13 protein-coding genes are annotated in these 15,907 nt (G+C 45.7%); 8 read left to right on the top strand and 5 right to left on the bottom strand.

Translation table 11 applies throughout. The features are described from left to right. Positions 1-21 precede the first annotated feature (21 nt). From hypB to ESB13_RS00265, 4 genes are all read right to left on the bottom strand, one after another. Positions 22-690 (bottom strand): hydrogenase nickel incorporation protein HypB, encoded by a 669-nt coding sequence (gene hypB, locus ESB13_RS00280; RefSeq protein ID WP_129001052.1) that lies wholly within the window; start codon positions 688-690, stop codon positions 22-24. A gap of 305 nt (positions 691-995) precedes the next feature. Next, a complete protein-coding gene (locus ESB13_RS00275) occupies positions 996-2,492 on the bottom strand; it encodes a succinate CoA transferase (RefSeq protein WP_129001051.1) in 1,497 nt (498 codons plus the stop codon). Positions 2,493-2,588: 96 nt separating this feature from the next. Then, on the bottom strand, positions 2,589-2,960 hold the full coding sequence (locus ESB13_RS00270; protein ID WP_129001050.1) for a co-chaperone GroES: 372 nt from the start codon (positions 2,958-2,960) through the stop codon (positions 2,589-2,591). Between the two features lie 155 nt (positions 2,961-3,115). Beyond that, the gene (locus tag ESB13_RS00265; RefSeq protein ID WP_129001049.1) at positions 3,116-4,660 is read right to left on the bottom strand and encodes a succinate CoA transferase; all 1,545 of its coding nucleotides are present in this window, start codon (positions 4,658-4,660) and stop codon (positions 3,116-3,118) included. 236 nt (positions 4,661-4,896) lie between these two features. Between ESB13_RS00265 and ESB13_RS00260 the strand changes: the two genes are divergently transcribed. The 8 genes from ESB13_RS00260 (at position 4,897) to ESB13_RS00225 (ending at position 14,797) form a co-directional block, all read left to right on the top strand. Continuing rightward, complete coding sequence (locus tag ESB13_RS00260) at positions 4,897-5,505, top strand: RNA polymerase sigma factor (protein ID WP_164974055.1); 609 nt, start codon at positions 4,897-4,899, stop codon at positions 5,503-5,505. An 11-nt stretch (positions 5,506-5,516) separates the two neighbouring features. Beyond that, positions 5,517-5,750: a hypothetical protein gene (locus ESB13_RS00255; RefSeq protein ID WP_129001047.1), complete on the top strand. Its 234-nt coding sequence runs from the start codon at positions 5,517-5,519 to the stop codon at positions 5,748-5,750. A gap of 260 nt (positions 5,751-6,010) precedes the next feature. Continuing rightward, positions 6,011-6,652: a TetR/AcrR family transcriptional regulator gene (locus tag ESB13_RS00250; protein ID WP_220399518.1), complete on the top strand. Its 642-nt coding sequence runs from the start codon at positions 6,011-6,013 to the stop codon at positions 6,650-6,652. Between the two features lie 55 nt (positions 6,653-6,707). Further along, on the top strand, positions 6,708-8,060 hold the full coding sequence (locus ESB13_RS00245; protein WP_129001046.1) for a TolC family protein: 1,353 nt from the start codon (positions 6,708-6,710) through the stop codon (positions 8,058-8,060). An 8-nt stretch (positions 8,061-8,068) separates the two neighbouring features. Continuing rightward, positions 8,069-9,115, top strand: coding sequence for an efflux RND transporter periplasmic adaptor subunit (locus ESB13_RS00240; RefSeq protein ID WP_129001045.1), 1,047 nt, complete (start codon positions 8,069-8,071; stop codon positions 9,113-9,115). After that, the gene (locus tag ESB13_RS00235) at positions 9,112-12,156 is read left to right on the top strand and encodes an efflux RND transporter permease subunit (protein WP_129001044.1); all 3,045 of its coding nucleotides are present in this window, start codon (positions 9,112-9,114) and stop codon (positions 12,154-12,156) included. Before ESB13_RS00240 ends, ESB13_RS00235 begins: the two co-directional genes overlap by 4 nt. Positions 12,157-12,427: 271 nt before the next feature. After that, positions 12,428-13,192, top strand: a complete 765-nt coding sequence (locus ESB13_RS00230; RefSeq protein ID WP_129001043.1) for a hypothetical protein — start codon at positions 12,428-12,430, stop codon at positions 13,190-13,192. Between the two features lie 108 nt (positions 13,193-13,300). Next, a complete protein-coding gene (locus ESB13_RS00225) occupies positions 13,301-14,797 on the top strand; it encodes an APC family permease (protein ID WP_129001042.1) in 1,497 nt (498 codons plus the stop codon). A gap of 34 nt (positions 14,798-14,831) precedes the next feature. Here the strand turns inward: ESB13_RS00225 and ESB13_RS00220 are convergent, their stop codons facing one another. Then, positions 14,832-15,851 carry an erythromycin esterase family protein gene (locus ESB13_RS00220; RefSeq protein ID WP_129001041.1) on the bottom strand — a complete coding sequence of 340 codons (1,020 nt, stop codon included), beginning with the start codon at positions 15,849-15,851 and terminating at the stop codon, positions 14,832-14,834. Positions 15,852-15,907 lie beyond the last annotated feature (56 nt).

The raw sequence follows: 15,907 nt of genomic DNA, 5'->3' as shown, positions 1-15,907 counted from the left end.
ATTTAGATGTAAGGGATAGTATCAAAGTATTCGCGACTGGAGCCAATCGTACCATAGCTCGAGCCCTTCGCCGTCGAAACAACTGAGGCAGATGACCTGTAAGCCTGGGTTGATCCTTTTGGCGTTGTCCTTTGCTTTTTCGAGGTTAAACGAAACGTGGGGAAGCAGGTCTGTTTTATTGATGATGCACAGTGTAGCAGCGCGAAAGATAGCCGGGTATTTAAGCGGTTTTTCATCGCCTTCGGTAACGCTCATCACCACCACCCGTTCTTTTTCGCCGAGGTCGATAGCAGCGGGGCTGGTAAGTCCGCCAACGTTTTCCATCAACAGCACACTGTTTTCGGCGGGCATCATTGCCTGAAGTGCATTGGCAACCATAAAGGCTTCGAGATGAGGCGTTTTGCCGGTGTTTATCTGAATAACGCTGGTTCCGGTAGCATGAATGCGGTTGGAATCGATGGTTGTTTTCTGATCGGCTTCGAGGGCGTAGAAATCCAGGTAGTCTTTCATTTCGGAGAAAGTACGTTCCAGCAGGGTTGTTTTCCCGGATCCTGGTGTTCCTGTGATATTCACTGCAAGAACATTGCGGCTTTCGAAGAAGTCGCGGTTATATTCTGCGGGGTGGGTTGTTTTTTTCAGAGATGCTTCCACCATAGCCATAACATCTCTGTTCGCATATGCGGCACACATACCTATTGGTTTAAATTGTGTAATAGCAATAACAGGTCATAATCAATGTCTGTGCGGACTTTTATAACGGGATACCAGTAATACACCTGCAATCAATACAGTTAGGGTAATTAAGGCATGATCCGGGTCTGTAAAGTAATAGGAAAGGGATATTCTCCCTGCATCGTTATAACCGACGTTGGCAAGCAAGTTCATATCGTCAGATTTAATTGAACCAAAGATGCTTAACAACGCCGGTTTTTCCTATAACCAGTATCAGCTTATAACCTGACAACTGTCATAAAATATTACAACAATAACCCTTATTATATCCGTTTCATGGTACCTGTTTCGCGGAGGCGGGTATGCCAGCTAAAGGCTTCTTCGAGGATATGCGGGGTTTGTCCTTGGCGTAACTCGCAGGCTCTTTCAAAATAAGACAGGAGCTCCTGCTTATAATCGGGGTGTGCGCAGTTATTGATAATGAGCAGGGCGCGTTCCCTGGGGGCAAGGCCTCTCAGATCGGCCAGGCCAAAATCGGTGACCAGCACATCGACATCATGTTCATTATGATCGACGTGTGATACCATTGGGAGCAGGTGCGAGATCTTGTCTTCCTTAGAAGCTGCCTGTGTTACGAAAATGCTGAGGTAGGCGTTACGGGCAAAGTCGCCGGAGCCGCCAATGCCGTTCATAATATGCGTTCCCGCGATATGAGTAGAGTTTACGTTGCCATAGATATCGAATTCGATAGCCGTGTTGATCGCAATGATGCCCAGGCGCCTGATGAGGCCTGGTGCGTTACTGATATTCTGGGGTCGCAGGACAATTTTTTCGCGATAAGTATCGAGGTTATCGAAGATCCTCTTGTAACAGCTTTCGGAGACAGTGATAGAGGAAGCGGAGGCGAAGCGCAGTTTCCCGGAGTCGATGAGGTCGAAAGTGCTATCCTGGAGCACTTCAGAATACATGCTAAGGTCGTAGAAATTGCCTTTTTCCAGGCCTGCGAGAACAGCATTCGCTACTTTACCTATACCGGCCTGCAACGGCAGCAGCCGATCGGTAAGGCGGCCTGTTTTCACTTCATTTTCAAAGAAGTTGATGAGATGCGCTGCGATGGCTGTTGTTTTTGCATCGGGCGGGGCTATATCGGCGGGGCTATCTGTCTGATGCGTAAAGACGATAGCGGCTATTTTTTCCGGGTCCAGGGCTATGGATTTTCTTCCAACGCGCACTTCAGCGGAGATGATGGGAATAAAGTTCCGGTGGGGATAGTTTTCCTGGAGGAAGATATCGTGCAGGCCGTAGATTTCACATGGGACAGCCGTATTGATTTCAATGATCACTTTTTTTGCGGTGGCGGCAAAGGAGACAGAGTTACCAACTGAGGTGGTAGGCACGATGCTGCCATCTTCTTCGATGTATGCAGCTTCTATCACTGCAAGGTCGATATAGGGAAGATAACCGTGGATGAGCTCCGCCGTTTCGCTAAGGTGCTGATCGGTAAAGAGGATGTTGCCCTTATTGATCTTTTCTCTAAGCACCCTATCGACCTGGAAGGGCATTCTTTTATAGAGCGCATTGGCTTCGGCGAGTCGCGCATCGGTATCATGACCGAGTGAGGCTCCTGTAATAAGCGTCACCTGCAAGGTTTCATTTTTAGCCCTGCGGGCGAGCGCCTTGAGCACTTCCTTACTATCGCCTGCTTTCGTGAAACCGCTGGCGCCTACTACCATCTGGTGGCTGAACAAGAGCGCTGCTTCATCGGCAGTCATTACTTTTTGTTCCAAGCCTGCTCTTCTGATCCTGGATAAATCTTTCATATGTACTGGGTTTACGGACGTCTTTCTTAATATGTTGGTTAAATATAATGAACGGATCACAGTTCTGCCGGATATTACCGGCATCGTTGGCAGGCACTACAGTTCTTCTTCCCGTTCGAGCATCAGGATAGCGCTTTGGGGCACGATATAGTATTTTTCGTTCTCGTACATGACTTCGGTAGCACCGCTGAGCAGGAAAATTGCCAGGTCGCCCTCTTTTACCTGGAGGGGAATATATTTCACTTCGTCTTCGGCACCTTTCCAGGATTCTTCTTCTACGGGGGCAGGAATAGCATAACCGGGGCCTGTTTTAATAACATACCCCTGCTGCACTTTTTCGCGCTCCTGAACGCCCGGAGGCAGGTAGAGGCCGCTGGGGGTTCTCTGGCTGGTTTCTGCGGGTTTAATAAGCACTCTATCGCCTATAATGATAAGCTTCCTGAACGTATTATCGGTTGTTAAACGCATTTGAAACTGAATTGGCAGCAAAAATACGTTGGAGTGAGAACATTAAATGTCGAGGGACGGAAAAGAGGGAATGGAGGCTGGAAGGGGGGGGAAAGCAAAAAGGCCATAGAAATGGCCTTTTTCTTACTCTATAGAAATCATACTTATCTACAATATTAAGCGCAAACCTCAGCTTCGGCTTTTGGTGCTTTTGCTTCCGCTTTAGCGGCTGGTTTCATAGTACCAGTTTCGCGGAGGCGGGTATGCCAGCTGAAAGCTTCTTCGAGGATATGCGGAGTTTGTCCTTGTCTTAATTCGCAAGCGCGGTTAAAGTAGGACAGTAATTCTTCCCTGTAATCGGGGTGTGCACAGTTGTTAATGATCACGAGCGCTCTTTCGCGAGGTGCGAGACCACGAAGATCAGCCAAACCGAAGTCGGTTACGAGAACGTCGACGTCGTGTTCGTTATGGTCTACATGAGACACCATTGGTAACAGGTGGGAGATCTTATCTTCTTTAGATGCAGCTTGTGTAACGAAGATGCTGAGATAAGAGTTACGTGCGAAGTCACCTGAGCCACCGATACCGTTCATGATATGCGTACCAGCGATATGGGTAGAGTTTACGTTGCCATAGATATCGAATTCGATAGCTGTGTTGATGGCAATGATACCTAAGCGGCGGATAATGCCTGCAGCGTTACTGATATTTTGCGGACGCAATACCATTTTATCGCGGTATTTCTCAAGATTGTTAAACACGCGGTTGTAACATTCTGCAGAAACGGTGATAGAAGAAGCGGAAGCGAAGCGCAGTTTACCTGTATCGAAGAGATCGAATGTGCTATCCTGTAATACTTCGGAGTACATGGTGAGGTCGTGGAAATTACCATTTCCAAGTCCCAATAATACTGCGTTGGCAACTTTACCGATACCAGCCTGAAGCGGCAGCAAGCGATCGGTTAAACGGCCTGCTTTTACTTCGTTTTCGAAGAAGTGGATCAGGTGTTCTGCGATAGCGATCGTTTTTTTATCGGGAGCAGCGATATCTGCAGGAGCGTCTGTGATGCTGGTAAATACGATACCGGCAATTTTTTCCGGATCGAGCGGAATAGATTTTCTACCAACGCGAACATCGGGAGAGATAATAGGAATACTATTTCTCAGCGGGTAATTTTCGGGCAGGAAGATATCGTGGATACCGTAGATATCGGGAGATATAGCGGTATTGATTTCGAGAATTACTTTTTTCGCCAGTTTAGCGAAAGTAACGGAGTTACCTACAGAAGTGGTAGGAACGATGCTTCCATCTTCTTCGATATAGGTTACTTCGATAACAGCCATATCGATTTCACCGATATAACCGTGTACGAGTTCAGCGGTTTCGCTGAGGTGCTGGTCCTGGAATAAGACATCTCCTTTATTGATATGGTCGCGGAGCACCCTATCGACCTGGAAAGGCATTCTTTTACTTAACGCACCTGCTTCTGTAAGGGCGGCATCGGTGCCGTGACCCAGAGAGGCGCCTGTAATGAGGGTAACTTTAAGCTCTTCCTGTTTAGCGCGGGCAGCAAGGGCTTTCAGCACTACTTTGCTGTCGCCTGCTTTGGTGAAACCGCTGGAACCTACGATCATCTTGTTTTTGAACAATAAAGCGGCCTCATCGGCACTCATTACTTTATCCTTCAGTTCTGGTCTCCTGATCCTGGAAATGTCAGTCATATACGTTTATTTAAACTTATATTGTAGAAATGAAACAACCTGGGTTTGTGATGTTGTTTTGATGACACAAAAATAGTTGCGCGCGGAAGAGGAGAAAATGAGCAAAGTCATATAAATGACTGTTTGTCGTCAAGCCAAGGACCAACCATGATTAAAAATTCCCTGATTCCGGGGGATATTGGAATATATTTTGTTTTTCTTATATTGCATAATCTAACATCCAATATCCATTTCTAGTGACTGCCGGCATCCCATATAAGAGCCAGAGCGAGAAATCGCTTGTGCTGCAGCTAAAAGGCGGCTGTACTATAGCCTTCACGGAACTATATCACCAATATAGTGAGCGCTTATATTATAACATACTAGCGTTAGTTAAAGATTCCTTTACAGCCGAGGAGCTGGTGCAGGATATATTTGCGCGCATATGGCATAAGCGGGAGCAGCTGGAGATCGATCATAGTTTTGGCGGTTATTTATTTACTGCCGGCCGAAACAGGGTTTATGATTTTTTTGCTACAGCTACGCGTGATCAACAGTTGTATGACCGGATCAGGAGCACTGCTTCTGAGACCTATAGTCATATTGAGGAAGCTTTATTATACCGTGAGAATGCCGGTATTCTTCAGAAAGCAATTGCCCATCTCAGTCCGCAGCGCCGCCGCGTGTTTGAGTTATGTAAAATTGAAGGTTGTTCTTATAAAGAAGCAAGCGTACTGTTATCGATATCGCTTGCGACAGTTAAGGATCACATGACCCAGGCAAGAAACGCGCTTCGCAAGTACCTTGAGGAGCATGAAGAAGTGCTGTTAGGACTTGCTTTCAGTTGCTTTTGTAAAAATCTCTAAAGCGGATAGATATGAATTATCCCGAAATTATTCCTTCCCTTTTCAGGAAGTATTTATCCAATGAATGTACTCCCGAAGAGGTAGATGTATTGTTACATTTTATGGAGCAGCGTGAGCACGAGCAGGTAAGCAGCTACCTGATAGAGAAGCAGGTGAATCAACCTTTATCTGTTGCTTACCCTACCGACTATGCTCTCCGTTACAGGCTGGAGCAGCGCCTGCAAAACATCATAAAAGATAAATAACCGGCAAGTATAGCTATTTGGCATGTTGACAGTGTTTATTCCAGCTTAACTTTTCTATACATTACGCCTGGGCAAAGGAGCCCATTCCGGCGGACATTCGAGTCTCCTTCGAGAATTGCCGATGAAGGCGGTTCGTAAGCGGCTTTAAGGCGGCTTTAGTACGGCCTGGCCTACCAACATTTACCACCTGCATTTACCGTTCATCCAATTTTTTCCAGTTTCACAAGCAAAATATTAACACTGTTAAGTATGTTTGCAGCATGATGGTACCCAAGAATAGAAAAGAACGCCCAAAAGAAGATCTGCGCAAGCAGATATTGGATGCCGCCAAAGTGGTTTTTAAACAAGAAGGATTTGAGGCTACCTCTATCCGGAAGATCGCATCGGCGATAGGTTATAGTCCAACGACCATATACCTGTATTATAAAGACAAGAGTGAGATCATACATGCACTTCATACCGAGGGTTTTGCGCTGCTCAACAGCCGGTTTAGTGTATTGGCGATGGTTGAGCATCCGTTTGAGCGCTTAAAGGCGATGGGGCGTATTTACATGCAATTTGCCATGGAACATAGTGATTTCTATGAAGTTATGTTCATTATGCGAGAGCCGGTCGATTACCTGGCCAACTATTGCCAAAATGAAGAATGGATGGAGGGGTCCACTGCGTTCTATGCTTTATTACAATCGGTAGAAGCTTGTATGGCGGAAGGTTATTTCAAGAATTACGAGCCGATACAAATGGTGATGGTGATATGGGCATTTATGCATGGGTTATGTACTATGAAAATAGTAGGGCACCTGGATCAGATTGCCACTAATAAAAGTCAGTTGCCCGATCCTGGGACGCTAATGGAAGATACCTTCCAGGCGTTTGTACGGCTGATAGAGAGTACCCAATAAGCGTCCTTTCTAATTAACACTGTTAACAAATGATCATTATTTTAAATACCTGCTGATGAAACCATTTTTTTCATTGCTTTTATTTTTTATGCCGGCGGGTACTGCCGTATTAAAGGCGCAGGACAGCACCCTGGACCGTTATATACAGGAGGGATTTGCCAAAAACCTGGTGTTACAACAAAAAAGCATTTCACTGGCGAAGGCGTTATACGGACTACAAAGCGCCAAGAGCCTTTATTTACCCACTGTTGCTTTTATGTTTGATTACACCACAGCGGATGGAGGGCGCGACATTCCTTTACCGCTGGGAGATCTGTTAAATGGCGTTTATGGCACATTAAACCAACTCACCTCTTCGAACAATTTTCCGCATTTAGAAAACCAGCAGATCAATTTCCTGCCACAGAATTTTTATGATGGGAAGGTCCGCACATCTGTACCCATTATCAACAGTGATATAGGATATAATAAGAAGATACAGGAGCAGCAGGTCACTCTGCAAGGTTATGAGGTGGAGTTATACAAACGGGAGCTGGTAAAAAGTATAAAAACAGCTTATTACAATTATCTTTCTTCCTTACAGGCGATACATATTTATGAGTCGACGCTTCAGTTAGCGCAGGAGAGCCGCCGGGTAAATGAAAAGCTGCTTGAGAATGGCAAAGGATTGCCAGCCTACATATTAAGGGCAACCAGCGAGGTTGAGAGCATCAATGCCCAGATCACCGGTGCGCAGCAGCAGGCAGAAAATGCGAGGCTCTATTTTAATTCGCTGTTAAACAGGGATGCGCAGGCTTCTATCGATACCAGTGGTATCGATGAAGTGAAAGCGTTGACCGAAGCGACCAACGGTGTTGAAAGCAGAGAGGAGTTAAAATCGTTACAGCAGGTGATTGGACTTAACGAGACTGTGGTAAAGATGAACCGCAGGTTTAATGTACCTAAACTTAATGGCTTCCTGGACTTAGGTTCACAGGCGCAGAACTGGAAGTTCAACGGGCAATCGCGTTATTATATGGCGGGGTTGCAATTAAGCTTTCCGATATTCAGCGGCAACCGTAACACCTATAAGATAAAACAGTCGGAACTGGATGTAAGGAATGCGCAGCTCAATCTCAGCCATGTAAAGCAGCAGCTGGAGTTAAGCATCAATGTAGCACGCAATAATCTCACGGCGGCCTTACATAGTTATCAGAGTTCTTTAAAGCAACTGGAAGCAGCGAGCAGTTATTTCAGGCTTATAGACAAAGGTTATAAAGCAGGAACGAACACCTTTATAGAAACAGTGGATGCCCGCACGCATCTTACATCGGCGCAGCTTTCGGCTACGATCAATAAATATAAAGTGCTTATTGCCGTTACTAACCTTGAGAGAGAAACCGCCTCCTACCCTATTAACAACAAATAAAGTCATTTATGAAAATACATTTCATTCCATTAGGTTTTCTGCTATTGGCAGGCGCCTGTCATAACAAAGAGGCCAAGCACAGCAAGATACAGACGGATATTATTCCTGTGCAGGTAATGTCGTTATCGCAGGAAGCGACGCGGCAGCCTATATATGCTTCGGGGCAGTTTACGACTGATGATGAGACTAATTTATCATTTAAGAATGGTGGTATCATCAGCCGTATTTATGTACAGGAGGGAGATGCGGTAAGGAGAGGTCAGCTTATAGCCAGCCTGCATTTAACCGAGATCAATGCACAGGTTAGCCAGTCGGATCTGGCGCTACAGAAGGCACAGCGTGATTATGAGCGGGCGCGGAATCTATACAAAGACAGTGTAGCTACGCTGGAGCAGATGCAGAATGCACAGACGGCGCTGGACATAGCGCGTCAGCAGCAAAATGCTGTAAAGTTCAACCAGGGTTACTCAGAGATAAGGGCTACTTCGGACGGGTATGTATTACGCAAGTATGCGAATGAAGGGCAGGTAGTTGGTCCCGGTACTCCTGTGGTAATGATCAATGGTGCGGGCAAAGGAAGCTGGCTTTTAAAGGCAGGTGTAAGCGATCAGCAATGGGCGGCGATACAGGTAGGCGATAAAGCTGTTGTTGCAACCGATGCTTTGCCGGGTACTACGATCAATGCTGTTGTATTTAAGAAGCCGGAGGGCATAGATGCCAGCGGCACATTTGTGATACAACTAAAACTCCAGGATCAGCCGAAGATACTTGCGTCGGGACTTTTTGGCAAGGCCACTATTACACCTTCACGTGCGGTTAATGCATGGCGTATTCCTTACGATGCTTTGCTTGACGGCGACCAGCATGAGGGTTATGTGTTTATCACCAATGACAATAAAACAGCCACCAAGGTAAAGGTAACGCTGGGCAGCGTAGAAAATGGAGCAGTACTGGTAACCGGGGGACTGGAACATGCGCAATCGCTGATCGTTTCGGGTAATGCTTACCTGGATGACAAATCACCTATTACGATACAAAATACAGGTAAGCCATGAAGATATCAGCGTATGCAGTAAAGAACTACCAGTTCACCCTGATCATGGTGCTGATGGTTGTGGCCTTAGGTGTTACCACTATACTTAACATGCCACGTTCGGAGGACCCGGACATGAATGCACCTAATTTCCCTGTAGTAGTGGTGTATCCCGGCACCAGTCCGAAGGATATGGAGGACCTGGTGGTGAAACCATTGGAAAAGCGTATTCACAGCCTTGATAATATAAAGCGGATCAAGACATCGATCGGTGACGGGCTGGCGGTGTTACTGGTGGAGTATAAATACAGTGTTGATGTAGAATCGAAATACCAGGAGCTGATACGTGAAACAGGAGCGATCAGGGGGGAGTTACCACAGGACATTTATAGCATTGAGGTACAGAAAGCAGATCCATCGAATGTAAATATTCTACAGATGGCGCTGGTATCGGACAACGCACCCAAGGACAAACTCAGGAAGGCTGCTGAAGACCTGCAGGATGCTTTGGAGAAAATACCTGCTCTTAAGAATATAGAGATAGAAGGGTTATCGGACCAGATCATCCGTGTTGATCTGCAGCTGGAGAAGCTGGCATTGCTACGCCTGCCGGTTACACAGGTGGCGAATGCCTTACAGAGTGAGATTGCCAATATTCCCGGGGGGAGTGTTAATGAAGGCAGCAAGTCATTCAATATAAAAACGAACGGCAACTATCAAAGCATAGATGATATACAGCGTACTGTTATCACGAGCAGTAATGGTAAAAACATCATCCTTAAAGATGTAGCGAATGTTTATTTCGATTATGGATCGGAGAAAAGTCTGACAAGGCTTAACGGGCATCGCTGTGTATTTGTAGTTGCGGCGCAGAAGCCGGGAGAAAATATCACCAAGGTTCAGAAGCAGTATTTACCGGTATTAGAGGCGTACAGGAAGACACTACCCAAGAATATAGACCTGCAGTTACATTTTGACCAGGCAGATAATGTGAACCATCGTTTGGGCGGGCTTGGAGAGGATTTCCTGATCGCGATCTTCCTGGTGTTATTGACGTTGCTGCCATTGGGTATCAGGGCTTCGCTTGTGGTGATGATCTCTATTCCGTTATCGCTGGCCATAGGTATTGTCATGATCAACCTGCTGGGCTATACACTCAATCAATTGAGTATTGTAGGGCTGGTGGTAGCACTTGGGTTGCTGGTTGACGACAGTATTGTGGTAGTGGAAAACATAGAGCGCTGGATGCGTGAAGGACATAGCAGACTGGATGCAACACTTAAAGCTACGCAACAGATAGGCATGGCGGTGTTAGGCTGTACGGCAACGCTGATCATAGCTTTTATGCCACTGATGTTTATGCCTGAAGCTTCCGGCGATTTCATCCGCAGCTTACCTATTGCGGTGATATGTTCGGTACTTGCATCGCTTATTGTTGCGCTTACGGTGGTACCTTTTCTTTCCAGTCATCTGCTGAAACCACATGCACATGCAGCAGGCAACATTTTCTTACGTGGCTTACAGAAAATAATCCACGGCAGTTATGCGAAGCTTTTAGAGAAAGCATTACAGCGGCCTGTAGTTACTATTATAATTGCCGTGGTGATATTCGTTGGATCGCTGGGACTGATAAAAGTGGTAGGCTTTAGTTTATTTCCTGCATCGGAGAAGCCACAGTTCCTGGTAAATATATCGGCACCGCTGCAATCGAATCTTTACTATACCGATTCCATTTCAAGGCAGATAGAAAAGGAACTAAAACAGGTACCGGAGATCCAGTATTTTGCAACGAATGTGGGCAAGGGTAATCCGCGGATCTATTACAATGTGTTACAGCAAAACGAAAAGAGCGATTTTGCCGAGCTGTTTGTACAGTTATATCCCGACACCAAACCTTCGAGAAAGCTGGAGATCATAGAGCAGCTAAGAAGCAAATGGACGCCTTATCCGGGCGCCAAGGTGGAGGTGAAGAACTTTGAGCAGGGAGAGCCCATTATTTCGCCGGTAGAGGTTCGCTTGCAGGGCGACGACCTGGATACGTTACGGATGCTGGCGGAAAGGGTAGAAAACATGCTTAAAAAAACAGAGGGTACTTTGTATGTAAATAATCCTGTCAGGAATTTAAAAACCGACATCAGGGTTACGACCAATAAAGACAAGGCGTTGATGTTAGGAGTACCTACGGTAAATATCGGGCGAACGGTACGGATGGCTATTGCCGGTTTACCGGTAGGCACCTTCACCAATCCTGATACGAAGGGGGATGATTACACCATATTATTAACGACACCGCGCCCGGCTTATCCAGACCTGTCGATTTTCAATAATCTATACGTCAATAGTGTTACGGGGCAATCGGTTCCTTTATCGCAATTAGCGACCTTACAGATGGAGACCTCGCCGTTGAAGATCAATCACTATAACAAGACACGTACGGTATCGGTGAATTCTTTTGTACAGAAAGGATATCTCAATGACAGGGTGATACAGGACGTAGTGAAGCAGATGGACAAGATGAAGTTACCGGCGGGTTATACCTATGCTATGGGTGGTGAGATAGAAAGCCGAAACCAGTCGTTCGGGGGCTTCGGCAGCATCATACTCGTCACTTTGTTTATGTTCATAGCCATCCTGATACTTGAGTTCAAGACATTCAAAAGCACACTTATTGTATTGTCGGTGATACCATTGGGTATTGTGGGGGCTGTGCTGGCTTTACTTGCCACAGGCAACTCGATGTCGTTTGTTGCGACCATAGGTATCGTAGCGCTGGCTGGTATAGAAGTTAAGAACACGATACTACTTGTAGACTTCACCAACCAGTTAAGGCGTGAAGGAATGGCTTTAGACGAGGCGATAGAACAGGCGGGGGAAACGCGCTTTCTGCCGATCATACTTACCACTTTTACGGCTATCGGAGGACTGTTACCTATTGCGTTATCGAGCAACCCGCTGATATCGCCACTGGCCATTGTTATGATCGGAGGTTTGATCAGTTCCACCTTGTTATCGAGGATAGTGACGCCTGTTGTTTACAAGCTAATGCCTCCTTCGGTGGATTAACAAATTGTAAGGTTAAAGCTACGCCAAAAGCTTTTATTGCTATTTGAGTCATTTAAAAACAGTAATACCTTGTTGCTGTTAAATGACCATTATGAAAAAAGCATTACACAATTTTCAGGAAGCTGTATTCCAAGCCGGATACAGCTTTCTTTCGTTATTACCCTTTCCTGCAAAGCCAATTTATTTACGGCGGCAGTATCTGTTATTGCCAGCATTGTTCTTGTTTAGCTCGTGTTCGGTTTACCAGTTAACAACACTTCAAAGCACGAATATGACTGTTAACAAAGAACGGCGCGGGTTTACCATGGAAAACGACTCTGTAAAGATCACTTATTTCCTGGGGGATACCTATGCGCCTCCTTTAACGATCGAGATTGTGAACAAGCTGGATGAACCCCTTGTGATAGACTGGCAGCGATCGGCCATGGTATATAACGGTGCCACCATTGCTTATTCCGGCAATACCGCCCGTTTCACCGGCCATGCCGACACTTACGACAGCAGCTATATGAATAGTATTAATCCGAACGGCTATAACAGCAACCGCACTCATTACAGTGAGATCTATGGGACGCTGAAGCTACCGAAAGACGTGGAATTCATTCCGCCACATGCTTCGATAATCAGCTCCCCGGTACACCTGCCCAGCAACCTGGTCACCAATATTCCTGATACGGCGCTACGTTTTACTGAATTAAAAGTAAAATACACCAAGGAGAGACGCAAGGCGGAGTATGCGCTGTTCAATGCATCCAATTCTCCTGTCATCATTGATAGTTATTTAACACTATATCCCAACAACAAGGAAGCAACTAAAGCCATTATGTATCAGCACCGGTTTTATGCTTCCGAGATCGTGAATACCAAGGAGATTCCGGCGGGCACTTATTATATGGATGAACAGCCTGGGTACCGCTATTACCTGAAGGGCTCCAGTGATACGAAACTAACGACGACCAGCGGTGCCGGAACCGGGGCTGTTAAGACTGCCGGGCAATCGACATCTATCGTAGTGGATGGCGTTAAGAGGCAATAGGATGGTATTTGCCTGTTGAAAATACGGGCATAAAATGCTAAGAAGCGCTTAGAAAAGGAAGCAGGAGAAGTTTAGCTTTATACATAATCAACCAAAACTAAAGAATGTATGCAAGCAAACGCTCCTGCTTTCAAGCCTGCTTTGTCGTTACTTGATGCTACTATGCTGGTAGCGGGCAGTATGATAGGATCGGGCATTTTCATTGTTAGCGCTGATATAACGCGGAATGTGGGTAGTTCCGGCTGGTTGTTGCTGGTATGGCTGCTCACAGGATTCATGACATTAACAGCTGCTTTAAGCTATGGAGAATTAAGCGGAATGTTTCCCCGTGCCGGTGGCCAGTATGTTTATTTAAAGGAGGCCTATAATCCATTGATCGGCTTTTTATATGGGTGGAGTTTTTTTTCTGTAATACAGACAGCTACCATTGCCGCTGTAGGGGTTGCATTTGCGAAGTTTGCGGCCTACCTGATACCCGCGTTCAGTGAAGATATTGTTGCCGGCGACCTGGGATTTTTTACAGTTTCGCGGGCACAACTATTATCGATTGCCGTGATCGTACTTCTTACGTTTATCAATACGCGTGGCGTTAAAACCGGCAAGACACTACAAACCTCGTTTACACTAACCAAACTGGTGAGCCTGTTTGGATTATTGATCTTTGGTTTACTGGCATTTGATTCCAACACCTGGGCACTGAACTGGAGTAATGCGTGGCGTTTACAACCTTTGCAAACAGGAGGCGGTGTTGGAGATTACACTCTTTTTGCAGCTATGGGGGCCATTGCTGCAGCTATGGTAGGCTCTATTTTCAGCAGTGATTCGTGGCATAACGTGGCTTTTGTGGCCGGTGAGATCAAGCACCCGAAACGAAACATAGGGCTTAGTCTTTTTGCCGGCACACTCATTGTGACGCTTCTTTACCTTGCCACCAACATCATTTATACGGCGGTATTGCCTTTACAAGAAATAGCTACGGCTGATAAGGACCGTGTAGCGGTTGCAGCCTCACAGGTTATTTTCGGTCCTGCCGGCACCATCATTATTGCCCTGATGATCATGGTATCGACATTTGGTTGCAATAACGGGCTTATTATGGCAGGGGCCAGGGTTTATTACACAATGGCCAGCGACGGGTTATTCTTTAAAAGAGCGGGTGAATTAAACAAGGCGGCGGTGCCTGCTTTTGCATTATGGATCCAATGTGTGTTTGCCTGCTGCTGGAGCCTCAGCGGGAAATATGGTGATCTGCTGGATATGATCTCGTTTGTAGTTGTTGGATTTTATATGCTTACCATTGCCGGCATTTTTATACTCCGGAAGAAGCGGCCTGATGCGGAGCGTCCGTACCGGGCATTTGGTTATCCTGTATTGCCTATTCTTTACATCCTGATGGGATTAGCTTTCTGTATTTTACTTATCATTTACAAGCCCCGTTTCACCTGGCCAGGGCTGTTGATTGCGTTGGCAGGAATACCTGTTTATTATCTTGTCATAGGCAGGGGCCACCGGAAAGCAGGTGGCAGCACAACTGGTCACAAGGCGGCTGGTAGCAGGGTGATAAATAGTGGCCTCACCAATGACAGCGTTATGGCCGGGAAATGATGGAACAGATCGCAGCTGATGGAGCATAGCTGCTTTATTGGTTGTCTGCCGTTAGTATTTTACATCTCTCTCCCCTGTTAACTCTGATGATCATGTTGTATTTGCCTGAATCGACCTTCTCAAGCGGATAGATCAATTTAGGCTTGTTTTTATCGGCGTATCCGGTAACACCAATAATGTAGTAATAAGATGGATAGTCTTCTTTTATAAAAACGCCCATCTTTTTTATCACTTTATATTTAGGGTCGTTTTCAAGATGATAGCTAGCCGCCCAAATCAAAATATGCGATTTCTTATCGATATGCTTCTTTAAGTTTTCATACATGAGGGAATCCCGCCGAAACCCGGGATCGGTCCAGAAAAACGTGAACTGCTCAAGTTCTGTAAACAATTGGCGGTTCTTATCATTTTCTATCATCGTTTTCAAATCGACAATATTTTGTCTTGCTTTTTTAAACCGCTCCAACCATTGAGGTGTGGTTATGACCGAGGGACTGTTTTTGAGTATAGCGTACAATGAGCTATCGAGCATATACCTGGTATCGGTGAGTTTATATTTCAAGCTATCAGGTGTGTTATGCCTGAGGCTATCGAGCGGTATAGAATAATTTTGGCAATCAAAGCCAATCAGCTTTATTTTTTTGCGTTTGTTTTTGTTGTACTCTTTTAGCCAATTAATAATGCCGACCATTTCGGCACAATCGTAGAGGCCTGCTTTTTCGAGTGAATAAGGCTCATTTAAGGCTGGTAAAATACGCTGTAAGTCGAGGTCAATTGCACCCGTTATATAGTCGTTGAGCAGCGCGGTTACATTCATTGAGGCTTCCAGAGCGATAATGTCAATGGATTTGTGTTCTACAAGATGTTTTAAGATCTCAAATTTCGCGTTATAGTATCCTTTGTAAAAATGTTCGGCTTCGCCCAGTCCTACAACAGGGTATTTTTTTGTTTCCTTTAAAACCTGGTCTAATTCAGTTTGTGTAAAGGTTTGAGCAAAACCGGGTGAGAGGCACAGGGCAAAAGCAACGCTCAGCATGATTCTGATATGGCGCATAGCAAACGTTTTTGGGTTGGTAGTGTTAGGATGCAATATTATTCATATTCCATAAA

Source organism: Filimonas effusa (assembly GCF_004118675.1).
GTDB lineage: Bacteria > Bacteroidota > Bacteroidia > Chitinophagales > Chitinophagaceae > Filimonas > Filimonas effusa.
Note: the sequence above shows the minus strand (reverse complement) of the source record. Positions and strands in the feature narration are given on the sequence as shown.